Below are 23,273 nucleotides of genomic sequence, written 5' to 3'. Positions count from 1 at the left end.
AGGCGCCGCTTCAACCTTCCGCCTCCTCCGGAGCCAAGGCCGCGCGCAGACGCCGCTCCAGAGATTTGCGCTTGCTCTCCTGCGTGATCTTATGGCCGAAGAGATCCTTCACATAAAAGCTGTCCACGGCGCGCTCGCCATAGGTGGCGATCACCGCCGCGAAGATATTGACGTTCTCCTCGGCGAAGGCGCGGGCCAGCTCATGCAGCAGCCCGAGGCGGTCGCGGCCCGTGGCCTCCACCACGGTGTAGAACTCCGAGGCGTCGTTGTCGAAAGCCACATGGGGCGCCACGACGAAGCCTTGCTCGCGCTTGCGGATCTTCGCCCGCCGCCGCAATTCCTGACGCGGCAGGATCTCGCCGCGCAAAGTGCGGAAGAGCGTGTTGCGCAGCCGCGCGATGCGGTCGGGATCTTCGTAGGCGCCGCCCTCGTCGTCCTGAATCCAGAAGCTGTTGAGCGCCATGCCGTCCGAGGTGGTGAAGCTTTTGGCGTCCACCACATTGGCCCCGGCCAGAGCTATGGCGCCGGTCATGCGCGCGAAAAGCCCCGGATGGTCGTTCATCGAAAGGCTGAGCCGCGTCGTGGCCCGGGCCGGATCATGATCGACGTGCATATGAGGCTCTTCGCCGCCTTCGGCCAGCATGCGGGCGTGGGCTTCATGCATGTCGGTCTCCAGACCGAGCCAGTAGGAAGGATAATGGCGGTCGAGGAAGCGGTCGATGCGCTCGGGCGGCCAATCGGTCAGACGGGCGCGCAAGGCGGCTTTGGCGGCCTCCTCGCGGGCCTGACGCGTCTCCGAGGCGGCGGAATGGCCGCCGCTGAGCAGAGCGTCCGCCTCGCGATAGAGGTTGCGCAGAAGCTCGGCCTTCCAGCCGTTCCAGACGTTCGGCCCCACCGCCCGGATGTCGCAGACGGTCAGAAGCAGAAGCATCCTCAGCCGCTCGCGGCTCTGCACCGTGGAGGCGAAATTGCGGATGGTCTCGATGTCCGAGAGGTCGCGTTTCTGCGCCACGTCCGACATGAGCAGATGCCAGCGCACCAGCCAGGCGACGGTCTCGGTTTCTTCCGGGCTGAGCCCCAGACGCGGGCAGACCTTCAGCGCGACCCGCTCGCCGAGGATGGAATGATCCTCCGCATGGCCCTTGCCGATGTCATGGAGCAGAATCGCGACGTAAAGCGCCCGCCGCCCCTCCAGCCCCTTGGCCAGACGGGTGGAGAGCGGCAATTCCTCTTTGAGCGCGCCATGCTCGATCCGCGACATCACGCCGATGGCGGTGATGGTGTGCTCGTCCACCGTATAATGATGATACATGTTGAACTGCATCATCGCCACGATCCAGCGGAATTCCGGCAGAAAGCGGCTGAGCACCTCCGTCTCGCTCATCAGACGCAAGGCGCGTTCGGGATCGCCGCGCGAGGAGAGGATTTCGAGGAAAAGCTCTTTGGCTTCGGGGTTTTCGCGGAAATCGGCGTCGATCAGCCGGAGATTCTCGCGGATGCGCTTGAGCGCCGCCGGGTGGGCGGGGGCGCCGGTGTCGGCCACGGCCTTGAAGAAGCGCAGGATCTCCAGAGGATGGGCTTTCAGGTCAAGCTCCGGCTCCAGAGCCAGCCTTCCGCGCTCGATCTTGACCTCCGCCACGCCCCCCGGCGGCTTCAGCCGCGAGAGCAGGCCCCGGAAGATCCACGGGCGCGGACGATCCACGTCGGCGCGCTCGACCTTATGCTGCTCCTCGATGGCGGAGCAGAAGATGCGCGTCAGATCGCCGACGGTCTTGGCGGTGTGGAAATAGCGCTTCATGAAGCGCTCGACGGCGCGGCGGCCGCCCCGGGCGCGAAAGCCCATGCGCTCGGCGATCTCCAGCTGAAGATCGAAGGTGAGCTGCTCCTGCGCGCGCCCGGTCAGCAGATGGAGCCAGAAGCGCACCGTCCAGAGGAAGACCTCCGCCCGGCCGAATTGCCGCGCCCGCGCCGCCGTGAAGACCTCCTTGGCCACCAGATCCTCGACGGAATCGGCCTCATAGAGATATTTCGCGATCCAGAAGAGGCTTTGCAGATCCCGCAGGCCGCCTTTGCTCTCCTTAACGTTGGGCTCCAGCAGATAGCGCGAGCCTCCGGCGCGTTTATGGCGCTCGGCGCGCTCCTCCAGCTTGGCGGCGACGAATTCCGGTCCGGTGCGGGTGAAGAGCTCGCTCCAGAGCCGCCCGCGCATTTCCTCGTAAAGGGCGGCGTCGCCGCAGATCAGCCGCGTCTCCAGCAGCGAGGTGCGGATGGTCATGTCGCCCTGCGCCTGCCGAAGGCATTCGTCCACCGAACGCGAGGCGTGGCCGACCTTCAGCTTCATGTCCCAGAGCGCGTAAAGAATGCTCTCGATGACGCTCTCGCCCCAAGCGGTCTGCTTATAGGGCGTGAGGAAGAGCAGATCCACGTCCGAGGCGGGCGCGAGCAATCCCCGGCCATAGCCGCCCACCGCCACCAGAGCCATGCGCTCGCTGGAGGTGGGGATGGCGTTGCGGTGCAGCCGCCGCGCCGCCACCTCGAAGAGCAGCGAGACGGCGGTGTCCTGAATGGCGCTGAGGGCGCGTCCGGCTTCGACGCCGTCGGCGCCATGGGCCTCGAAATCGGCGAGGACTCCGGCGCGGGCCTCGCGCAGCACGCGGCCGATGCTCTCGGAGGCGCGTTTGCGGATCTCCTCCGGCGGACCGGAGGAATCGGCGAAGACGGCCTCAAGGGCCTGATCGAAGGCGCTCAGCTTCAGCGGAGGACTCATCTGAAGGGAGAGCCCCCGAATCCGGCCTCCGTCGAGGGGACGAAGGTCTTGGGCGCGGGATCGACCACGGTGAACTCGCGCCGTCCGACCTCCAGAACCGCGAGGCCGCGCTCGTTGCGGCCGTCGGGCAGGAAGCGATAGACGCCGGTCACGCCCGAAAAGCCGTTGGGATCGAGGATGTCCTGAGCGTCGAAAGGCGAGGGGTCGCCGGTGCGGCGGGCGTCTTCGAGCAGGGCGGCGGCGGTGGCCACCGCGTCATAGGCCAGCCGCGCGAGGGGATCGGGCTTGACGCCATAGGCGCTTTCATAACGCGTTTCGAAAGCCTTGCGCAGATCGGGATCGGGCGCCGCGAACCAGCCGCCGCGCAAAGTCGCCTCGCGGAAGACGTCGTCCTCCTCCCATGAGCCGGGGCCGAGGAACTTCACCTTGCTCGGCAGCACGTCGTTATAGGCGAGGAAGCTGGCGAGGGCCTGAAGGGTCTGGCCTCCGGCGGCGAGCATCACGCCCTGAAGCTGCGGATTGCGGCTGTATTGGGCGCCGAAGCTCTTGGCTTGGGCTTCGATGGCCTGAAAATCCTGAGCGAAGTTCTGGGAATCGAGGATCTGGATCCGCGCGTCGGTCGCGGCGCGCTGGGCGGCGGCCCGCACCACGGCGCCATAGGGCGTCTGGGGCGTGAAGAGCGCCAGAGAGGCGAGGCCCCGCTGAGCGGCGTAGGTCAGGATGCGGCGGGTCTCGGTCTCGGGCAGGAAGCCGATGGACCAGACGCCTTGGCCCAGCACGCCCGCATCCGTCGAGAAGGAGATGACGTTGACGCCGCGCGGCGCGGTCTCGCGGCGCACGGCCTGCGTGTTGGCGGAGAAGAGCGGCCCGAGGATCAGGCGCGCGCCGTCGTCCATGGCCTGACGGGCGGCGGCGGCGGCCTTGGCGGGATCTCCGCCGTCGTCATAGGCGGTGAGGATCACGTTGCGGTCGCCGATGTCCTCGGCGGCGAGCTTGGCCGCGTTGGCCAGAGATTCCGCGAGGCGGCGCACGCCGGCCCGGGAATCGGAGGTCGGGAGCAGAATGGCGATGGGCGCCGGCTGATCCGTCCGCAGGGGAGGCTGAAGGCCGGGCTGGGGATAGCCGGGTTGGACATATCCGGGTTGGGCGTAGCCCGGCTGCGGCGCATAGCCCGGCTGAGGATGATTCGGCGCGGGCGCGGCGTAGCTCGGCGCGGCGTAGGAAGGGGCCGGAGCGACGTAAGGGGAGGGGGCGGCGGGCTGCGGCGCGTAGACCGGGGCGGGCTGCGGCGCGGGGCGGGCGGGCGCCTCGCCGGGATCGTAGATCGGCCCCATCTGAAAGGAGAAGGGCGCGTTGGGATCCACCGCGGGCCGGATCGGCTGTCCTGAAGGCTGGAGGCTCTGGCCGGTCCCGTAAGCGACGGGAGCGGGCGGCTGCTGGGCGCAGGCGCTGGCGGCGAAGGTCATCATCGCCGCGGCGACGGCTTTAGCCGTCAGCGCCAGAGGAAGGCGGGGACGGCTCATGTTCGGATCTCCTCAGCCGCGTCCGGGATTCTGAATTTTGCGGCGCGTCCTGCGGATCTGGCCCGAGGCCACGCCGAAGGAGCCGAATCGCCGGGCCGCGCGCGCCAGGGGGCGAGGCAGACGCTATGCGGGGCGACGCAGGATGTAAATCCTCAAACCCGCCGCAAATCCGCCGTTCAGGGGGGCGCCATGCTTTCGCGCCATGCTCCGCAGACGGATTCAAGCGGCGTCCAGACGCCGCAGCAGCGCCGGAGGCGCCGTCCGCGCCGCGCTTTCGGGGCCGCTCCCCTCGGCGGCGGAGCGGTCCGCGCGCCTCAGCAGGCGGGCCTTCTCGCGGGCCCGCGCCCTCAGGGCGTCCACGCCCCAGATGAGCAGGACCAGACGATTGGCCAAAGCCTCCGGATCGAAGGGGCGCAAGATGAGCAATTCGGCGCGGCCCGCCGCGCTGGCGGCGGCGATGCGCTCGGAGGTGGCGGCCTCGGTGAGGATCAGCAGATAGGGGCGGGGCCCGGCTTCGGGGCCCTCGGCCCGGCCCGGCGGACGCAGCCCGAAGGCGCTTTCGCCCGCTTCGTCCGACCAGCGGCAGATGGCGAGGGCGGGCGCGTCCGAACTCAGGGCGGCCCGCGCTTCGGCGAGGGTCTCGAAGGCGGCGACCTGCGCCCGCGCCTCGCGTTCGGCGACCTGCGCGGCGAGGGCCCGCAGGCGCGAATCCGGCTCGACCACATAGACGACAGGAGCCGTCATGCGCGCTCTCCTCGATCTTTCAGCGCGGGCGTCCTCTCCCGCTCAGGTGAAGAGAGTCCGGCGAAATCCTTAACGAATCCTAAACGAAGGGCGTAGGAGGCCCGGAAACCCGGGGGCGGGGGCGCCAGACTTAGTGGAGGCGGGCCCGGAGGCCACCAGATCTTGTGCATAATTATGTGCATATCTTTTTGATTCCTGAGGATTGTCAAAGGCTTGCGCCGGAGTTCATGAAGCGCGTGAACTTCAGCGCCCAGCCTGCGGATTCCGCTGAGGGAATCCGCGCTGCGCCGCACAAACTCCCGCCGCCCGCCCCGGGGGTCTTGCGCGGGCTCCGTCCGGGGGCGGCGTTCCGGAGCGGGACGGCGCCCCGACGGGCCTTCCCGAAGCTTTCGGAGGGAGGCGATCGCCTTACGCCTTGCGGATGGTCCCGCGCTCGCCCAAATGCTTCGGGGCGCGCCGTCCTCCGCCCTTGGCCCTCCTCTTGGCCCTCCGTCCGCGCTTGCGCGGCCTGACGGGTCGGGCTCGGAGGATCCTCTTCGGGGCGAGGCGCGCGGCCGTTCTTCAGAGCGTCGCCGCCGGGCGCGAAGGCCTTTCGCCTCCGGCTCCGACGCAGGTTTCAGCCGTCGGCCCGCGCAGGGCCGATCCCGCGTCTTTCGCCAACATCGCTTGAGGGAGCTTTTTCGTGAAATCCATCCTCGCCTCCGCCGCCGTCCTCGCGCTGGGTCTGGGCCTTGCGGCCTGCGCCGGGGTTCCGGCCACGCCCGTTCCGCAAGACGATCTGCCGGCGAGCCTTCAGCCGCATGCGCCGGAAGCCTTCGTTCCGCCTCCGGGCGCCTTCGTGCTGCTGAACGCCGACGTCCCCTTGGGCGAGGCGGCGGTCTGGAGCGGCTCCGCTGCGGCGGCGGATTCGGCGGCGGACGCCTGCCGCGCGCCGGAGGGCTCGGGCCGCACGGAGCCGAACCTCTGCCTCGCCGAGGGCCTGAAGGCGGCGGGCGCCGCTCAGCCCGCGGTTCTGGCCGCCGAATGGCTCTCGACGAAAGGCGATCCGGGCTATCTCTCGGGCTGGCGGCGCGAAGGCTCCATTGGAATCGCGACCGTGACGCGTCCGCTGCGCGCCAACACCAACACCGAGACCCTGCTGGTTCCGCCCACGGGCGCGGCGCTCTTCATCGACGAGGCGCCCGCCATCGGCTTCGAGACGGACGCGATCTGGACCGGCTTCAAGGCCAAGCGGCCCGACGCCTTCCCGGTGCCGCCTCTTGAGCTGGTGGCCTCAGAGCGCCATCTCTTGGGCTGGCGTCTGGTCTACGGCGTCCCGCTGCGCGATTGCCGCGCCTGCGAGGACGCGGGGCGGATGCTGATCGCCTATGACTTCGATTCGAGCGGCGGCTTCAAGGAGCGTCGCCTCCTCTCCATCGACTGATCCTCTTGGCCTCTCCGGCCGGGACTCCGGACTCCGCTTGCGCGGCGCTTCGGGCTGAGGTAGGAGAGGCGCCATCTCACAGGCGGGCCTTTCGGCGCGCTGAGCCCTCCGTGGCTCTTCGCGCCTCCGGTCGTCCCTTACGGGGCGGACGCCCGCCGAGGCCAAACCGGAGTTTTTTCTATGGCTGTTCCTGATTTCTCCATGCGCCAGCTGCTTGAGGCGGGCGTCCATTTCGGCCACCAGACCCATCGCTGGAACCCGCTGATGAAGCCGTATATCTACGGCCAGCGCAACGGCGTGCATATTCTGGACCTGACCCAGACCACCCCGATGCTGCATCAGGCCCTCGTGGCGGTGCGCGACGTGGTGGCGCGCGGCGGCCGCGTGCTCTTCGTGGGCACCAAGCGTCAGGCGCAGACCTCCGTGGCCGAGGCCGCCGAGCGTTCGGCGCAATATTACATCAACCATCGCTGGCTCGGCGGCACCCTGACCAACTGGGTGACCGTCTCCAACTCGATCACCAAGCTGAAGAAGCTGGACGAGGAATCCGCGGGCGGCGACGTGGGCTACACCAAGCGCGAGCAGCTCGACCGCGAGCGTCTGCGCACGAAGCTCTCGGCGGCTCTGGGCGGCATCAAGGAGATGGGCGGCCTGCCCGACCTGCTCTTCGTGATCGACGTGGGCCGCGAGCAGCTGGCCATCGCCGAGGCGAATAAGCTGAAGATCCCGGTCGTGGCCGTGGTCGACAGCAATTGCTCGCCCAAGGGCGTGGACTACGTCATCCCCGGCAACGACGACGCCGCGCGCGCCATCGAGCTCTATTGCAACCTCGTGGCCGGCGCCGCCATCGACGGCATCAGCCAGGCCGCGGGCGCTTCGGGCGTGGATCTCGGCGACTCCGCCGAGCTTCTCCCGGAGACCCTGCCCGAGGGCGAAGGCGAAGCCGCCGAGTAAGCGCCGGCGCCTGCGGGCGTCATGAAACCGCCGGAGCTTCGCTGAGAAGCTCCGGATCGGGCTTTCCGTGAAAGCGGCGCCGCCTTCGTCGCGCGCCGCTTTTTCGTTTTCATATTCCGGCCGCATGCGACCTCTTCGCGGCCTCATCTTCAAGGAGCGAACCCATGGCCGAGATCACCGCCGCCCTCGTGAAGGAGCTGCGCGAGCGCACCGGCGCCGGCATGATGGATTGCAAAAAGGCCCTCGGCGAGACCAACGGCGACATCGAGGCGGCCATCGACTGGCTGCGCTCCAAGGGCATCGCCAAGGCCGCCAAGAAGGCCGACCGCGCCGCCGCCGAAGGCCTTGTCGGCGTGGCCTCCGACGCGCGCGTGGGCGCGCTGGTCGAGATCAATTCCGAGACCGACTTCGTGGCCCGCAACGCCGAATTTCAGGCGCTGGTCGCCGAGACCGCCAAACTGGCCCTCGGTCTGCCGGGCGGGCTTGAGGAGCTGAAGACCTCGCATCTGCCCTCCGCGGGCAAGCCGGTCGAGCTGGCCATCGCCGATAAGATCGCCACCATCGGCGAGAACATGAATCTGCGCCGCATGGCGCGTCTGGCCGTCGCCAACGGCGTGGTGTCGAACTACGTGCATAACGCGGTGGTTCCGGGCCTCGGCCGCATCGGCGTGCTGGTGGCGCTGGAATCGACCGGCGACGCCGCGAAGCTCGACGCTCTGGGCCGTCAGATCGCCATGCATGTGGCGGCGAACAGCCCGGCCTCGCTGGCGGACGAAGACCTCGATCAGGCTCTGGTCGAGCGCGAGAAGGCCGTGCTGACCGAGGAGGCGCTTCAGTCGGGCCGCCCGGCCGCCGTGGTCGAGAAGATGATCGAAGGCCGCATCCGCAAGTTCTATGAGCAGGTGGTTCTGCTGCGTCAGGCTTTCGTGATGAATCCGGACGTCACGGTGGCGCAGGCCGTCGAGGGTCTGGCCAAGGAGCTGGGGACGCCGGTGAAGCTGGTCGCCTTCTCGCGGCTCGCGGTGGGCGAGGGCGTGGAGAAGGCCGAGACCGACTTCGCCGCCGAAGTGGCCGCCGCCGCCAAGGGCTGAGGCCCTGCGGTCTCCGGCGAAATTCAGGCCCCTCCGCCCGCAAGGCGGAGGGGTTTTTTCATGCGGAGGGCGGGGAGGCGCGGCGCGTCGTTTTCTGCGAGAAAAAGGCTCTTTTTCCTGCGGAAAGCTCTTGCGCCCATATCGAGGGAGGGCTATAGATCGCCCCGCACCGACGCGGCGGACTTCGCCGCATCGCTCGGAGCATGCGCCCATAGCTCAGCTGGATAGAGCACCAGACTACGAATCTGGGGGTCAGGAGTTCGAATCTCTTTGGGCGCGCCATTTCTCCTTTGAAGTCGAAAATTGAACGGCTGAGGCCGCGGCGGGATTCGTCCCGAGCGCCGCGAAAAGCCATGCGCGTCGCGCGCCGGACTCCGGCCGCCTTCCTCGCCGGAAAACGGAAAGCCCCGCCGCCTTGCTCAGGCCGACGGGGCTTGGTTGGTGTCGGGCCGCTCAGGCCAGAGCCGCCGCCGCCCGGCGCGCCGCGATCTCATTGCTGATGGCGATCATGCGCTCGATGGGCAGGCGCGCGCGGGGAATGATCTCCTCCGGCACGGTCACCTCCTCTTGGCCGGTGTGCAGGCACCAGAGGATCTTCTCCAGCGTGATGCGCTTCATATGCGGGCAGAGGCTGCAAGGCCGGATGAACTGAGTCTGCGGATTGGAGGCGGCCACATTGTCGCTCATGGAGCATTCGGTGATCATCACCACCTTCTCCGGCTTATGCTCCTGCACCCAATCGATCATGCCCGAGGTGGAGCCGGCGAAATCCGCCTCGCGCACGACTTCCGGCGGGCATTCCGGATGCGCGATCACCGTCACCCCCGGATTGGCCTCGCGGAAGGCGCGGATCTCCGGCGCGGTGAAGCGCTCATGCACGATGCAGCTGCCGCTCCAGTAGACGATCTTCTTATTCGTCTTGGCGGCGACGTTCTGCGCCAGATAGCCGTCCGGAGTCATAATGACCACGTCCGACTCCATGGCGTTGACGATGTCCACGGCGTTGGCCGAGGTGCAGCAGTAATCCGAGGCGGCCTTGGTCTCCGCCGTGGTGTTGACGTAGGAGACCACCGGCGCCCCCGGATGCAGCTTGCGCATGGCCTCGATGTCGTCGGCGCGGATCGAGGAGGCCAGCGAACAGCCCGCGCGGCTGTCGGGGATGAGGATCGTCTTTTGCGGATTCAGGATCTTCGAGGTCTCGGCCATGAAATGCACGCCGCATTGCACGATCACCGGAGCGTCGACCTTGGTCGCCGCGATGGCCAGCTGAAGGCTGTCGCCCGCGATGTCGGAGACGCCGAAGAAGATTTCCGGCGTCATGTAGTTATGCGCCAGAATCACGGCGTTCTTTTTCTTTTTCAGCTCGTTGATGGCGCGGATGTAGGGCGCGTGCGCGGGCCATTCGATTTCAGGCATGACCGGGCGCAGCTTCTCATAGATATGCGCGGTCTCTTTGGCGAGCCCTTCAGACCAGCTCAGGTCGTAATGCGCGGCCAACTCGGCGCGGGCGGCCTGCATAGGCATGGCGGCGTTGATCAACATGGCTAGCCCTTTCTGGACGGCTTCCTGCGGGAAGCTGGCTTCTGAATGTAAAAGAGCGAGGGCTCCGGCGCCAGAGGCGCCCCCGGATTCGTCGCTGATTCGCTGATCATGGCGACCGATTCGCCGCGATCCGGCGTCGTAAATTCGACATGGAACAAGAATAAAGCGTGAATATCGATTTTTGAACACGCCTGAAAGATGAAATCCGGGTGAAATTCCCGTCAGCTTATTGACACAGACCGGAACCATCTTCAGGCTGACCATAAGGAGCGCTCCAAGCCTCCGCCTCGCGAAGCCGGGAGGACCGGACTCCGCGCCAAGGCGGGCCTGAAGAAACCTCGGAGCCGACGGCCTCCGTCGGATCCGGAGCCCCCTAGCTTTCAGAAACAGGCGTTGTTTTCGTCCCTTCCGCAAGGCTTTCGCCGCGCGCTTCCTCATGGCCCGGCGTCAGCCTCTCGACAGAGGAGACCCCCGCGATGAACGCTCTGAATCCGCTGCACGGCTTCACGCCGCAGATCATAGAGGGCGATTGCGACGAGCCGCCCACCTTTTCCCTCCCGTGGCTTTTCGGGCGCAAAGTCCCCTATCAGGCGGCGCTTTTGCCGGTGAGCAGGGGCGGCGGCCTCGATTGGATCGAGCATCTCGTCTCCTGCCGCTATAAGCAGGAATGCTTCTCCTGCCCGCTGCGGCGCAAGACCTGAGGCTCGGAGCTTGTGTCCTTCGGGCGACGGCGCGGCGAATCCGCTCCCCATCCGCCGCGCCGGGCTTGCGGTCCCGCAGGAGAGGCCCCATCCTTCCGCGCATCGGAGGCGGCCCGGCTGGGGTCGCCCCAATCTCAGGTTCACAAGGAGCCTCGCCCATGTCGCGCAAGCTTCCTTCGCCCCAACCGGGCTTCTCCCGCATCTGAACCGCGTCGGCGTTCGGAGGCGGAATCGGCTTCAGAGCTTTCTGAAGACGGATTCTCAATTCCTGAGACCCGAGACCTTATGACTTTTCCCGATATGGCGGCCCGAGATTCCGCGGAATCTCAGCGGCTGCGGCGTTTCTATAGCTCCGGCGCCTGGATCGAAGGCGACGCCGAGCGGCAATTGACTCAAACTCTGGCCCGGCCCGGCGTTCAGGCCGTCGCGGCCTTTCCGGATCTGCATCCGGGGATTCACGGCCCGGTGGGCGCGGCGATCCTGTCGGATCGGGCGCATCCGGCTCTGATCGGCGGCGACGTCGGATGCGGCATGGCCATGTTCCGGCTGGATCTCCCGGCGCGGCGGCTGAAGCTCGACAAGGCTGCGGCGGCTCTGCGCGGGCTGAGCGAATCTTGGCGGGGGAATCCTTGGGAGCTTCTGGAGGCGGAGGGATTGCATCCCGAAACCTTCCCGGCGGCTCTGGGCACTCTCGGCGGGGGCAATCACTTCTGCGAGCTTCAGGCCGTGGCCGCCCTCGACGACCCGGAGGAGGCCGCGCGGGCGGGCGTCGAGTCCGGGAGCCTGCTGTTGCTGGTGCATACCGGCTCGCGGGCTTTCGGGCCGATGCTCCTCGGCGCTCTGACTCCGGCGGAGCAGGAGGCCCTCGACCTCGCGACCGAAGCGGGCGCGGATTATCTGCGTCAGCAGGAGATGGCGGTGCGCTGGGCGGCTCTGAACCGGCGCGCGATCGCCGGGCGGGCGGCGGAGCTTCTGCGCGCCGAGGCGGAGTTGATCGCCGATTCCCCGCATAATCTGCTGGAGCCTCATGCGGGGGGCTGGCTGCATCGCAAGGGCGCGGCCAAGACCTCGCCGGGGGCGCTGGTTCCTCTGGCGGGCTCGCGCGAGGCGCCGAGCTGGCTTCTGAAGGCGGCGACGACTCAGCCGGAGGGAGCGCTCGATTCGCTGGCTCATGGAGCGGGGCGGCGTTATCGGCGCTCGGCGATGCATGGGCGGGTGGGGCGCAGCAAATCCGAATTGCTGCGTCTGGAGCGTCCGGCGGGAGGCTCGCGGGTGATCTGCGAGGATCGCGGCCTGCTCATAGAGGAGGCCGGGGCGGCCTATAAGGACGCCCGCAAGGTGCTCGCGGATCTGGTCGCCTTCGGGCTGGCGGCTCCGGTGGTCGAGACGCGCCCGCTCCTGACCTTCAAAACCGCAAGAGAGGCCCGCGCATGAAACGTCTGCTCATCTCCAGCGGGGCGGGGCCTGCGGAATGTCGGCTCGCGGCGGCGCATGCGCTGCGGCGGCTCGCGGCGGAGGCGGAGGAGGCGGGGCTCGACTTCGCCGCCGTCGAGGGCCCGCGTCCGGACGACTGGGGCCCGGTTTCGGCTCTGGCGACGCTTTACGGCGAAGGCGCGGAGCTTCTGGCGCGGCGCTGGCTGGGAACGATCCTCTGGACCGCCGACAGCCCGGCGCGGCCGCATCATAAGCGGCGCAACTGGTTCATCGGCGTCTATGAATCCCCCGAGATTCCGCAGGCGCCGCTGCTGGAGCCCGCCGACCTGCGTTTCGAGGCCTTCCGCGCGGGAGGCCCCGGCGGCCAGCATCAGAACGTCACCGACAGCGCGGTGCGGGCGATCCATATCCCGACCGGGCTTTCGGTGGTCGCGCGGGAGGAGCGGTCTCAGCATCGCAATAAGGCGGCGGCTCTGGCGCGGCTCGGCGAGATGCTGATGGGTCAGGCGGTTCTGGCGGCGGCCTCGGCCCGGCGCAAGGATTGGCTGGCGCATAAATCCCTTGAGCGCGGCGCGCCCGTGCGGCGCTTCAAGGGGCCGCGCTTCCTGCCGGAAGCCTAGAGCGCAATCCGAAAAGTTGACAGACTTTTCGGATAAATTGCGCGGCAAACAAAAGCTTAGAGCGTTTGAGCGATGTCGCTTGATCGGAAAACGCTCTCAAACGAAAACCCCCTCCCGGCGAACCGGGAGGGGGCTTTTTCATGTCGTCGGACCAAAAGCCCGATCAGGAGATGATATGGCCGCCGCGATCGCCGCCGCCGCGACGCTCGCCGCCGCGGTCCCGGCGCTCGCCGCCGCGATCTCCGCCCCGGTCGCCGCCTTCGCGGCGCGGAGGACGCTCGCCGCGCGGAGCCGGGCCTTCGTCGTCGGCCACGCCGGCGATCTCGGCGCCGGTGGTCTGGTCCACGGCCTTCATCGAGAGGCGGACCTTGCCGCGCTCGTCGAAGCCCATGAGCTTCACCTTGACGATGTCGCCTTCCTTGACGATGTCCGAGGGCTTCGCGTTGCGCTCAGGCGTCATCTGGCTGACGTGCACGAGGCCGTCGCGGGGGCCGAAGAAGTTCACGAAGGCGCCGAACTCCATCACCTTCACGACCTTGCCTTCGTAGATCTTCCCAAGCTCCGGCTCGGCGGCGATGCCGAGGATCCGGTCCTTGGCCTTCTGGATCGACTCGGCGTTGGCCGAGGCGATCTTGACCACGCCGTCGTCGCCGATGTCGATCTTGGCGCCGGACTGCTCCACGATCTCGCGGATCACCTTGCCGCCCGAACCGATCACTTCGCGGATCTTATCGGTCGGGATCTGGATGACCTCGATGCGGGGCGCATGGGCCGAGAATTCGGCGCGGCCCGAGGACAGAGCCTTCGACATCTCGCCGAGGATGTGCAGACGGCCGTCGCGGGCCTGAGCCAGCGCCTGCTTCATGATGGCCGGGGTGATGCCCGCCACCTTGATGTCCATCTGGAGCGAGGTCACGCCCTGCTCGGTTCCGGCCACCTTGAAGTCCATGTCGCCGAGGTGGTCCTCGTCGCCGAGGATGTCGGTGAGCACCGCGAAGCGCTCGCCCTCAAGCACGAGGCCCATGGCCACGCCCGCCACCGGACGCTTCAGCGGAACGCCCGCGTCCATCATCGCGAGGCTGCCGCCGCAGACCGTCGCCATGGAGGAGGAGCCGTTGGACTCCAGAATCTCCGAGACGAGGCGGATGGTGTAGGGGAAGTCCGTCGCGGCCGGGAGCATCGGACGCAGCGCGCGCCAGGCGAGCTTGCCATGGCCGATCTCGCGACGGCCCGGCGCGCCCATGCGGCCCGCCTCGCCCACCGAGAAGGGGGGGAAATTGTAATGCAGCAGGAAGCGCTCGCGATATTCGCCTTCGAGCGCGTCCATGACCTGCTCGTCGTCGCCCGTGCCGAGCGTGATCACCGCCAGAGCCTGAGTCTCGCCGCGCGTGAAGAGCGCCGAGCCGTGGGTGCGCGGCAGAACGCCCGCCTCCGCCACGATGGGGCGCACCGTCACGAGGTCGCGGCCGTCGATGCGGCGGCCCTCGTCGAGGATGCGGCCGCGGACCACGTCGGATTCGAGCTGCTTGAAGGCGCCCTGAACCGCGAGGCCGTCGGCGGCCTCCTCCGGGGTCAGACCGGCGATCAGCTTCTGATGCGCGACGTCGATCTGGCTGCGGCGATCCTGCTTGACCACGGTGGAGAAGGCTTTCGCCAGATCCGCCCCGACCAGATCGCGCGCCTTGGCCAGCAGAGCCGACTTGTCGGGCGCCTTGAACTCGAAGGGCTCCTTGGCGGCTTCCTCCGCGAGGCTGATGATCAGGTCGATCACCGGCTGCATCTGCTCATGGCCGAAGACCACCGCGCCGAGCATCTCCTCTTCGGAAAGCTCGTGCGCCTCGGATTCGACCATCATCACCGCGTCGGCGGTGCCCGCCACCACGAGGTCGAGACGGGTGTCCTTCAACTCGGCCGTGGTCGGGTTGAGCTTATATTTTCCGTCGAAGAAGCCGACGCGCGCGCCGCCGATGGGCCCGAGGAAGGGCGCGCCGGAGATCGTCAGCGCCGCCGAGGCGCCGATCATGGCCGCGATGTCGGGATCGTTCTCGAGGTCATGGCTGAGGACGGTCGCCACGACCTGAGTCTCGTTATAGAAGCCTTCCGCGAAAAGCGGACGAATCGGGCGGTCGATGAGGCGGGAGACGAGGGTCTCCTTCTCCGAGGGCCGGGATTCGCGTTTGAAGAAGCCGCCGGGGATCTTGCCCGCGGCGTAAAATTTTTCTTGATAATTCACGGTGAGCGGGAAGAAATCCACGCCCGGCTTCACCGATTTATTGAAGACCGCCGTGCAGAGCACCGTCGTCTCGCCGAAGGTGACGAGCACCGCCCCGTCGGCCTGACGGGCCATGCGCCCGGTCTCCAGCACGAGGGGCACGCCGCCCCAATTCAATTCCTTACGAACTACGTCGAACATGCTTCATCCTATCCCGGCGGAGCCGCCCTGAGGCTTCGCCGTCGCCGCCCCTGCGGCGCGTCATGGCCCGTTCCTAAGGACATCCTCGCTCCGCCTCCGGGCCGGAGAGGCGGCGCGCTTCGGGCGCCTCGGCCGGGCGGTCAGGGCCGCGCGGGCAGGCGCAAAGAGAACGGGCGCGCCGCAGCGCGCCCGCCAGATGATCTTATTTGCGCAGGTTCAGGCGCTTGATCAGCTCCTGATAACGGGCCTCGTCGCGGTCCTTGAGATAGTCGAGGAGCTTGCGGCGGCGGCTGACCATGCGCAGCAGGCCGCGGCGCGAATGGTTGTCTTTCTTGTGGTCTTTGAAATGGCCGGTCAGGTTGTTGATCCGCTCGGTGAGCAGCGCGACCTGCACTTCGGGCGAGCCGGTGTCTCCGGCTTTGGTCGCGTATTCCTGAACCACTTCGATTTTGCGGTCTGCGGCGATCGACATCGGGGCCTCCATATCAGGCGAGGTTGAACACCCGGTCCGGCTGGAATCTCCCCTCCTCCATATGGCCGATGGCCACCGGCTCGCCCGCGAGGGACGCCCAGAGCTTATCGCCGTCGTGAAGGGAGAGGACTCCCGCCGCCGGAACGGCCCTTCCCTGGCGGATATGGGCCGCTTCAGCCTCCGTCACGGCCAGAACCGGGATGTCGTCCAGACCGGTCGAGACGGGCAGCAGGCGCGTGAGCGCGTGCGGGTTATCGCGCAAAGCTTCGAGGCTTTCCAGAGAAATCGCCTGATCCAAAGCGAATGGACCCGCTCTGAGGCGCCGAAGCTCCGTCACATAGGCGCCGCAGCCGAGCGCCCGTCCGAGGTCGCGCGCCATGGAGCGCACGTAGCCGCCTTTGCCGCAGGTCATCTCGAAGCGGCCGAGATCCGGCGCGGATTCCGCCTCCAGATAGGTCAGGCTTTCGATCCAGATGGGGCGGGCGGCCATTTCGGGCGCCTCTCCGGCGCGGGCGAGGTCGTAAGCGCGTTCGCCGTCGATCTTGATGGCCGAATAGGCGGGAGGCTTTTGCTGAATCTCGCCGTGGAATCCCGGCAGGACCGCGCGGATGGCCTCCGGCGAGGGGCGGGCCTCCGAGATCAGGCGCGGTTCGCCCTCGGAATCGTCGGTTTCGGTCTCGAAGCCCCAGCGCGCCGCGAAGCGATAGGTCTTGAGCCCGCCCATGGCGAAGGGGATGGTCTTGGTCGCCTCGCCGAAAGCGAGGGCCAGAAGCCCGCTCGCCAGAGGGTCGAGGGTGCCCGCATGGCCCGCCTTCTTCGCCTTCAGAGCCCAGCGCGCCTTGCCCAGCGCCTGAGTCGAGCCGAGGCCGACCGGCTTGTCGAGCAGAAGCCAGCCGTGAATCTCGCGCTTCATAGGTTTGTCTCTCTTCCAGCCTCAGAGTCGGCTTCTTAAGGCGCGGGCGCGGTTTTGGGAACCGGAGGATTGCGGCCGCTCCGGCCTTCTCCACGGAGAGGGGCGAGGGAGGCGGGGCGCTCGCTTTTTGCGATATGCGGATATGCGGAATTCAAGCGATGAGGCCGTCGATTTTGGAGCGTCTCCGTATACTGTATTGTTCTTACAGCGGTATTTCTGAGATTTTCGCTCTCCGCCGCGCCGAATTTCATCCTGAGGCTCACTGATTCGTGATAGAATGGCCGCAATGCGAAATTCATACGCCGCATGAGGCGTTCCCTGACCATTCGGACCCGAGACCATGACCACAGGCTTGCCCCTTTTCCTCTCCGATTTCGCTCGCGTGGCGCATCTCCTGACCTTCGTCGCGGGTTTCGGCGTGGCCATGGCCGCCGACGGGCTTTATCTCGCCAGTTCGCAGGAGGGCCTGACCAAAGAGCGGTTCGGTCTGCTGCTGCGCGCCCATGATCTGGCGAGCTGGGCGCTGGCGGGGCTCTGGATCACCGGAATCCTGCTGGTCTACGATCTGACGCGCTTCGACCCCGAGCGCTTCACGCCGAAGCTGGTCATGAAGATCGGCTCCGTCGCCTTGCTGACGGCCAACGCCCTGCTGATCAAGGAATACGTCCTGCCGATCATGCGGGAATGGGGGCGCCGGCCCTTCCGCGAGATTCCCTTCGGGCTGCGGCTCGGGCTGACCTTCGCCGGAATCGTCTCGACGACCTGCTGGCTGGCCTCTCTGACGCTGGGCGCGACCCGCAGCGTCAGGAGCATGGACTTCAACCAGTTGTTCCCGCTGCTCGCTCTGGCGGCGGGCGGGGCGGCGCTCGGCGCCTTCCTGCTGCTCTGGACGCCTTTGCCGCGTCTGCTCGCTCGGGCCGCGCCCGGCGAGCGGAGCTGACCAAAGCCTTCGGTCAGGCGGCGATTCAGGCGGCGATTCAGGCGGCGCGCTCGACGCAGTAATCGACGAGATCGGCCAGAATCCCGCGCAATTCGCTCGGCGGGAAGATCTCCAGCGCGGTCTTCGCCTCCTCGCCCCAGATGCGGGCGCGGGCGATGGTCTCGCGCACCGCGCCATGGCGGGTCAGCAGAGTCAGGGCGTGGCCGAAATCCTCCGGCTCCTGACGCTTCTTCTCGATGGTCCGCCGCCAGAATTCGCGCTCGTCCTCGGAGGCGGCGCGGGCGAAGGCGATCATGACCGGCGCGGTGACTTTGCCTTCGCGGAAGTCGTCTCCGGCGTTTTTGCCGAGCTTGCGGGTCTGGCCGCCGTAATCCAGCGCGTCGTCGGCCATCTGGAAGGCGACGCCGAGCCGGTCGCCGTAGATCCGCAGAGCCTCGCGCTGCTCCGGCGAGCCCTCGGCCAGAACGGCGCCGGTCTCGGTCGCGGCGGAGAAGAGCGCCGCCGTCTTGGCGCGGATCACCGCCAGATGCTGCGCCTCGGTGGTGGCGAGGTTGTTGGCGGTGGCGAGCTGCATGACCTCGCCCTCGGCGATGGTCGCGGAGGCGTCGGCGAGGATGCGCAGGGCCTCCATGGATCCGGCCTCCACCATGAGCTGAAAGCTGCGGGCGAAGAGGAAGTCGCCCACCAGCACGCTGGGCTTGTTGCCGTAAAGGATGTTGGCCGAGGGCCGTCCGCGCCGCAGGGCGCTTTCATCCACCACGTCGTCGTGCAGCAGGGTCGCGGTGTGGACGAACTCCACCGCCGCCGCCATCTTGGCCGCGCCGCGGTTGACGCCGGAATCTCCGCCGCCGCCGCAGAGCTCCGCCGCCGCGAGGGTCAGCGCCGGACGCACCCTCTTGCCGCCCGCCTCGATGAGATGGGCCGAAAGCTGCTCGATCAGCGGCGCCGCCTTGCTGGACATGCGGCCGCGCAATTCGGAATCCGCGAGCTTCAGACCCTCGGCCGTGCGCCGCGCCAGACGATCCATCGCCGTGACTTCCGCCATGCGTCTTTACTCCTGAGACCGCCGCCCGCGTCGCGGCGCTTTGACAAAGACCCCCTGAGGCCGGATCATGGGCCGGCCGCGATTCCCGCGCCCATCAGGGAGGCCGCCCTTGATCGAGATCCTCAAGACGACCGACCCCACGGTGATCGCCGCCGCGCGGGCCTATCTTCAGGGCGAAGCTATAGAGTTCTTCCTTCTGGACGTCCATATGAGCGGGCTTTACGGCGGGGCTCTGGGATTCATTCCTCAGCGGTTGATGGTCGCGGATGAAGACGCCGCGCGAGCGCGGATGATCCTGCGGCCGCTCGGCTTCGAGCTTTCCCCGCCGCCGGAAGAATGACCGACCTCCCCGAAGCCGCCGATTTGACCGAAAACCGGATGCTCGGCGGCGGGCTGGTTTTGCGCCAACCCCGCAAGGGCTTCCGCTCGGCCAGCGACGCGGCCTTGCTCGCGGCCGCCGTTCCGGCGCTTCCCGGCGAGAGGGTTTTGGATTGGGGATCGGGGGCGGGGGCGGCGGGGCTTTGCCTCGGGCGCAGGGTGGGGGGGCTGGACCTCCATGGGCTGGAGGGGAATCCGGCCATGGCCGCGCTCTCGGAGGCCAACGCCGCCGCCAATGGGCTGGCTTGGCGGGTCCATATCGGGCGGGTCGAGGCGCCGCCCGCCGGGCTGAAGGCTCTGGAGTTCGACCATGTGCTGACCAATCCGCCTTATTTCCCCGCCGGATTCGCCGCCTCTCCGGAGATCCTCCGCGACGAGGCCAACCGTGAAAGCGCCGCGCTGGCGGTCTGGCTGAGGGGCGCGCTGAAGCGTCTGCGTCCGGGGGGAAGCCTGACCGTCGTCCAGCGCGTCGAGCGCCTGCCGGAGATCCTCGCGGCTCTGGAGGGCGGGGCGGGCTCATGGGCGATTCTGCCTCTGGCGCCCAAATCCGGCCTGCCCGCGAAGCTGATCCTCCTGCGCGGGATCAAGGGCGGACGCTCGCCGCTGAGGCTGGCCTTTCCGCTGATCCTCCATCAAGCCGACGGGGCCTTCACGCCGGAGGCGGAAGCGATTCTCCGCGAGGGGCGCGCTCTGGCTTTTTGACGCGAAAGGCCCATACTGGCCGGAATCGTTCAGATTGTCAGATTGTGAATTTCGAGGGCTCTCCGCCATGAACGCCTCTCCGCCCCTGAGCAACGAAGTCCTTCAGATCGCCGAAGAGATGCGCGCCTGGCGCCGCGATTTCCATCGCCATCCGGAGCTCGCTTATCAGGAGAACCGCACGGCGGCCCGCGTGGCCGAGCTTCTGCGCGATTTCGGCTTCGACGAGGTGGCGACGGGGCTCGGCGGAACCGGCGTGGTGGGCGTTCTGCATGGCGCGGGCGGCCCCGCCGCCGAGGAATCCGGGCGCATTCTGCTGCGCGCCGACATGGACGCCTTGCCGATGGGCGAGGAATCCGGCGTCGATCACGCCTCGCTGCATCCGGGCGTGATGCACGCCTGCGGCCATGACGGCCACACCACCATGCTGCTCGGGGCGGCGAAGCTGCTGGCGGCCTCGCGGAATTTCAAAGGCACGGTCTATTTCGTCTTCCAGCCCGCCGAAGAAGGCGGAGCGGGCGCCGCCGCCATGATCCGCGACGGACTCTTCGAGCGTTTCCCGGCGCGTCAGGTCTTCGGGATGCATAACTGGCCCAACGCCCCGGTGGGCGCCTTCTTCACCCGCACGGGGCCGCTGCTGGCCGCCGCCGACGAATTCGCCATCAAGATTCACGGCAAGGGCGGACACGCCGCCCAGCCCCATCAGGGCCGCGATCCCATCCCCTGCGCTTCGGCCATCGTGCTGGCGCTTCAGACGGTGGTCTCGCGCGCGGTGGATCCGCTTCAGCCCGCGGTGCTCTCCGTGACGCAGTTCCATGCGGGCACGGCCTTCAACGTCATCTCCGAACTCGCCGAATTGCGCGGCACCGTCCGCAGCTTCGACGAGGAGACCCATGAACGCATCTACGCCGAGATGACCCGCATCGTCCGCGACACGGCCGCCGCCTATGGCCTGACCGCCGGGATCGAACGCAAGATGGAGGGCTATTATCCGCCGACCGTCAACGAGGCCGAGGCGACGCGCTTCGCTCTGGGCGTGGCCTCGGAGGTCTCGGAGACGGTGGTGGGCGACGTTCAGCCGACCATGGGCGCCGAAGACTTCTCCTTCATGGCGCGGGCGCGTCCGGGCTGCTTCATGCTGATGGGGACCGGGCCGGGGGCGCCGCTGCATGATCCGCGCTACGACTTCAACGACGAGGCCGCTCCTTGGGGAACGGCCTATTGGGTGCGTCTGGTCGAGCAGGCTTTGCCGCGCTGAAGCGGCGTCGGCGCCTCAGCCCTCCTGAGGCGCCTCGCAAAGCCGCAGGCCATTGCCGAAGGGGTCGAGGAGCGTCAGCTCCAGCCCCCAAGGCTGCGCCTCCAGACCGGGGCGCAAGTTCGGATAGGGCCGCGCCGTAAGCTCGGCGTGCAGCGCCCGGACGCCCTTCATCCGCAGGAAGACCACGCTTCCGGGGGTTCCGTCGCCGTGATGCATGCTCAGATGCAGCGCGAGGCCCGCCCGCGAAACCTGCATGTACAGCGGCATGCCCGGCGCGAAGCGATGCTCCCAATCGGGTTTGAAGCCGAGCCAATCCAGATAGAATTCGCGGGCCTTGGCCTCGTCGAAGATCCTCAGAACCGGATGGACCTCCAGAAAGGCGATCTCGGAAGCCGCGCTCATGAAGGCCTCTAAAGCTGGATTTGGGCGCCCACCTCGACCACCCGGTCGGCGGGGAGCTTGAAATAGGTGCTGGCGTCGCTGGCGTTCTCGGACATGAAGGCGTAGGCCCGCGCCCGCCAGCGCGGCAGAGTCCCTTTCTCCATCACCCGCAGGCTCCGCCGCGAGAGGAAGAAAGAGGTCTGCATGATGTCGGGCTTCCAGCCGTGCTTGCGCTCCAGCAGCAGGGCGCGCGGCACGTTGGGCGTCTCCATATAGCCGAATTCGAGGGTCAGATGGTAAAAGCCCATCTCCTCGTCGATGGGCTCCAGCCGGGCGCGCTGGGAATCGGAGAGGCGGGGCGTCGGGGCGGTGCGGATGGTCAGAATGGCCACCTGCTCATGCAGGGCGCGGAAATGCTTCAGCGTATGCATGAGCGCCATGGGCGCCGTGGCGGGCTCCGAGGTCAGGAAGACCGCCGCCCCCGCCACCCGATGCGGCGGCTTCAGCTTGAGGCTGCGCAAAAGGGCGTCGATGGGGATTTCGTTCTTGCGCGATTTGGCCGCCACCGCCTGAGCCCCGAGCCGCCAGCTCTGCATGGTGAAGAACACGCCCGCCGCCACCAGAAGCGGCGCATAGCCGCCTTCCCCGAGCTTGCGCAGATTGGCGGTCAGGAAGGCGAGATCCACGACGAGGAAAGGCGCCATGAGCGCCGCCCCCGCCAAGAGCGGCCATTTCCAGACCCGCCAGGCGACCAGACCGGCCAGCAGGCCGGTGAGGACCATCTCGCCCGCCACCGCCACGCCATAGGCCCCCGCCAGAGAGGAGGAGGTCCGGAAGCTCAGCACCAGCGCGATCACCAGCGCGAACATGATCGCGTTGATATGGGGCATGTAGATTTGTCCGGCGTGCTCCTCGGAGGTGTGGAGGATGCGCAGACGCGGCAAAAGCCCCATGCGCACCGCTTGGCTGGCGTAGGAGAAGGCGCCGGTGATCACCGCCTGACTGGCGATGATCGTCGCCAGAGTCGCCAGAATCAGCCCGAAAGGCAGCAGCCAGCTCGGAAAGAGGCTGAAGAAGGGATTGGCCGCCGCCGCCGGATCGGCGATCACCAAGGCGCCTTGGCCAAGATAGTTCAGCACCAGAGCCGGATAGGCGAAGCCGAGCCACGCCGCCCGGATGGGCGCGCGTCCGAAATGGCCGAGATCGGCGTAAAGGGCCTCCGCGCCGGTGGCGGCGAGGAACACCGCTCCGAGGATCGCCAGAGTCCGGCCTTCGCCCTCCAGCAGCAGCCGCAGCCCCCACATGGGATTCAGCGCCTGAACCACCTCGGGATGCGCGAAGATGCGGACCAGCCCCATCAGCCCCAGAACCGCGAACCAAACCAGCATGATCGGCCCGAAGAGCTTCGCCACTTTGGCCGTGCCGCGGCTTTGGGCGAAGAAGAGCCCCGCCAGAATCAGGATCGCCAGCGGCAGAACCGCCGGCTGAGCCGAGGGAATCAGCACCGTCAGGCCCTCCAGCGCCGAAAGCACCGAAACCGCCGGAGTCAGCACCGCGTCGCCGAAGAAGAGCCCCGCGCCGATCATCCCGAGGAAAATCGCGATGATCCGCCATTTGCCCCCCGCCTTCTGCGCCAGAGCCACCAGCGAGAGCGTGCCGCCCTCGCCTTCGTTGTCGGCGCGCAGCAGGATGAAGACCGTCTTCAGGGTGATGATGATCGTGAGCGTCCAGACGATCAGCGAGAGCACGCCGAAGATTCCTTCAGGCCCGGAATGGGGGCCTGCGGCGATCAGCGCCTGTTTGAAGGCGTAAAGCGGGCTGGTGCCCACGTCGCCGTAGACCACGCCCAAAGCCCCGAGCGTCAGAATCCAGAAGCCGGGCTTATGATGAGGGGAGCCGCCGTCTTTGGGGGCGGGAGCGGCGGATTCGGGAGAAGGCGAAGACATGGACCCATCCGCCGGAAGGCCCGCCGCAG

Annotated in this window: 20 protein-coding genes and 1 tRNA gene; 11 read left to right on the top strand and 10 right to left on the bottom strand. The window is 67.6% G+C overall.

Annotated features, from left to right (window positions below; genetic code table 11):
* Nucleotides 1-10 precede the first annotated feature (10 nt).
* The 3 genes from B161_RS0100430 to B161_RS0100420 form a co-directional block, all read right to left on the bottom strand.
* A complete protein-coding gene (locus B161_RS0100430) occupies nt 11-2,767 on the bottom strand; it encodes a [protein-PII] uridylyltransferase (protein WP_018631370.1) in 2,757 nt (918 codons plus the stop codon).
* Complete coding sequence (locus tag B161_RS18400; protein ID WP_018631369.1) at nt 2,764-4,290, bottom strand: penicillin-binding protein activator; 1,527 nt, start codon at nt 4,288-4,290, stop codon at nt 2,764-2,766. Before B161_RS18400 ends, B161_RS0100430 begins: the two co-directional genes overlap by 4 nt.
* A 219-nt stretch (nt 4,291-4,509) precedes the next feature.
* Nucleotides 4,510-5,034, bottom strand: a complete 525-nt coding sequence (locus tag B161_RS0100420; protein ID WP_018631368.1) for a hypothetical protein — start codon at nt 5,032-5,034, stop codon at nt 4,510-4,512.
* Nucleotides 5,035-5,716: 682 nt separating this feature from the next.
* Here B161_RS0100420 and B161_RS0100410 point away from each other — a divergent pair.
* The 4 genes from B161_RS0100410 (at nt 5,717) to B161_RS0100395 (ending at nt 8,784) form a co-directional block, all read left to right on the top strand.
* Entirely contained in the window at nt 5,717-6,457 is a 741-nt protein-coding gene (locus tag B161_RS0100410) for a hypothetical protein (RefSeq protein ID WP_018631366.1), read from the top strand.
* A gap of 180 nt (nt 6,458-6,637) precedes the next feature.
* A complete protein-coding gene (gene rpsB / locus B161_RS16050; protein ID WP_018631365.1) occupies nt 6,638-7,411 on the top strand; it encodes a 30S ribosomal protein S2 in 774 nt (257 codons plus the stop codon).
* A gap of 164 nt (nt 7,412-7,575) precedes the next feature.
* Complete coding sequence (gene tsf, locus B161_RS0100400; RefSeq protein ID WP_018631364.1) at nt 7,576-8,502, top strand: translation elongation factor Ts; 927 nt, start codon at nt 7,576-7,578, stop codon at nt 8,500-8,502.
* 205 nt (nt 8,503-8,707) lie between these two features.
* Nucleotides 8,708-8,784: transfer RNA gene (locus tag B161_RS0100395), tRNA-Arg, on the top strand.
* A gap of 171 nt (nt 8,785-8,955) precedes the next feature.
* Here the strand turns inward: B161_RS0100395 and nadA are convergent.
* Nucleotides 8,956-10,044, bottom strand: coding sequence for a quinolinate synthase NadA (nadA, locus tag B161_RS0100390; RefSeq protein ID WP_018631363.1), 1,089 nt, complete (start codon nt 10,042-10,044; stop codon nt 8,956-8,958).
* Between the two features lie 476 nt (nt 10,045-10,520).
* On the opposite strand from nadA, the gene B161_RS0100385 reads away from it, so the two are divergent.
* The 3 genes from B161_RS0100385 (at nt 10,521) to prfH (ending at nt 12,799) form a co-directional block, all read left to right on the top strand.
* Nucleotides 10,521-10,745 carry a hypothetical protein gene (locus B161_RS0100385; protein ID WP_018631362.1) on the top strand — a complete coding sequence of 75 codons (225 nt, stop codon included), beginning with the start codon at nt 10,521-10,523 and terminating at the stop codon, nt 10,743-10,745.
* Nucleotides 10,746-11,030: 285 nt separating this feature from the next.
* Entirely contained in the window at nt 11,031-12,179 is a 1,149-nt protein-coding gene (locus B161_RS0100380; protein WP_018631361.1) for an RtcB family protein, read from the top strand.
* Nucleotides 12,176-12,799, top strand: a complete 624-nt coding sequence (gene prfH, locus B161_RS0100375; RefSeq protein ID WP_018631360.1) for a peptide chain release factor H — start codon at nt 12,176-12,178, stop codon at nt 12,797-12,799. Before B161_RS0100380 ends, prfH begins: the two co-directional genes overlap by 4 nt.
* A gap of 163 nt (nt 12,800-12,962) precedes the next feature.
* Here the strand turns inward: prfH and pnp are convergent, their stop codons facing one another.
* The 3 genes from pnp to truB form a co-directional block, all read right to left on the bottom strand.
* Complete coding sequence (pnp, locus tag B161_RS16045; RefSeq protein ID WP_040788856.1) at nt 12,963-15,212, bottom strand: polyribonucleotide nucleotidyltransferase; 2,250 nt, start codon at nt 15,210-15,212, stop codon at nt 12,963-12,965.
* A 202-nt stretch (nt 15,213-15,414) separates the two neighbouring features.
* Nucleotides 15,415-15,684, bottom strand: coding sequence for a 30S ribosomal protein S15 (gene rpsO / locus B161_RS0100365; RefSeq protein WP_018631358.1), 270 nt, complete (start codon nt 15,682-15,684; stop codon nt 15,415-15,417).
* 13 nt (nt 15,685-15,697) lie between these two features.
* Nucleotides 15,698-16,597 carry a tRNA pseudouridine(55) synthase TruB gene (truB, locus tag B161_RS0100360; protein ID WP_018631357.1) on the bottom strand — a complete coding sequence of 300 codons (900 nt, stop codon included), beginning with the start codon at nt 16,595-16,597 and terminating at the stop codon, nt 15,698-15,700.
* Nucleotides 16,598-16,937: 340 nt separating this feature from the next.
* Here truB and B161_RS0100355 point away from each other — a divergent pair, with 340 nt between their 5' ends.
* On the top strand, nt 16,938-17,537 hold the full coding sequence (locus tag B161_RS0100355; RefSeq protein WP_018631356.1) for a hypothetical protein: 600 nt from the start codon (nt 16,938-16,940) through the stop codon (nt 17,535-17,537).
* A 37-nt stretch (nt 17,538-17,574) separates the two neighbouring features.
* On the opposite strand, the gene B161_RS0100350 is transcribed toward B161_RS0100355, so the two are convergent.
* A complete protein-coding gene (locus B161_RS0100350) occupies nt 17,575-18,582 on the bottom strand; it encodes a polyprenyl synthetase family protein (protein WP_018631355.1) in 1,008 nt (335 codons plus the stop codon).
* A 109-nt stretch (nt 18,583-18,691) separates the two neighbouring features.
* Here B161_RS0100350 and B161_RS0100345 point away from each other — a divergent pair, with 109 nt between their 5' ends.
* The 3 genes from B161_RS0100345 (at nt 18,692) to B161_RS0100335 (ending at nt 20,917) form a co-directional block, all read left to right on the top strand.
* The gene (locus tag B161_RS0100345) at nt 18,692-18,922 is read left to right on the top strand and encodes a putative signal transducing protein (protein WP_018631354.1); all 231 of its coding nucleotides are present in this window, start codon (nt 18,692-18,694) and stop codon (nt 18,920-18,922) included.
* Nucleotides 18,919-19,662 carry a tRNA1(Val) (adenine(37)-N6)-methyltransferase gene (locus B161_RS0100340; protein ID WP_018631353.1) on the top strand — a complete coding sequence of 248 codons (744 nt, stop codon included), beginning with the start codon at nt 18,919-18,921 and terminating at the stop codon, nt 19,660-19,662. The genes B161_RS0100345 and B161_RS0100340 overlap by 4 nt, the downstream gene beginning before the upstream one ends.
* 67 nt (nt 19,663-19,729) lie before the next feature.
* A complete protein-coding gene (locus tag B161_RS0100335) occupies nt 19,730-20,917 on the top strand; it encodes an amidohydrolase (RefSeq protein WP_018631352.1) in 1,188 nt (395 codons plus the stop codon).
* 15 nt (nt 20,918-20,932) lie between these two features.
* Here the strand turns inward: B161_RS0100335 and B161_RS0100330 are convergent, their stop codons facing one another.
* Nucleotides 20,933-21,319 carry a glyoxalase superfamily protein gene (locus tag B161_RS0100330; protein WP_018631351.1) on the bottom strand — a complete coding sequence of 129 codons (387 nt, stop codon included), beginning with the start codon at nt 21,317-21,319 and terminating at the stop codon, nt 20,933-20,935.
* 8 nt (nt 21,320-21,327) lie between these two features.
* Complete coding sequence (locus B161_RS0100325; protein ID WP_018631350.1) at nt 21,328-23,244, bottom strand: potassium transporter Kup; 1,917 nt, start codon at nt 23,242-23,244, stop codon at nt 21,328-21,330.
* Nucleotides 23,245-23,273 lie beyond the last annotated feature (29 nt).

The organism is Neomegalonema perideroedes DSM 15528 (assembly GCF_000374145.1).
Classification (GTDB): Bacteria; Pseudomonadota; Alphaproteobacteria; order Rhodobacterales; family Rhodobacteraceae; genus Neomegalonema; species Neomegalonema perideroedes.
The sequence above is the reverse complement of the archived record's forward strand: the minus strand, read 5'-3'. Positions and strand labels throughout refer to the sequence as shown.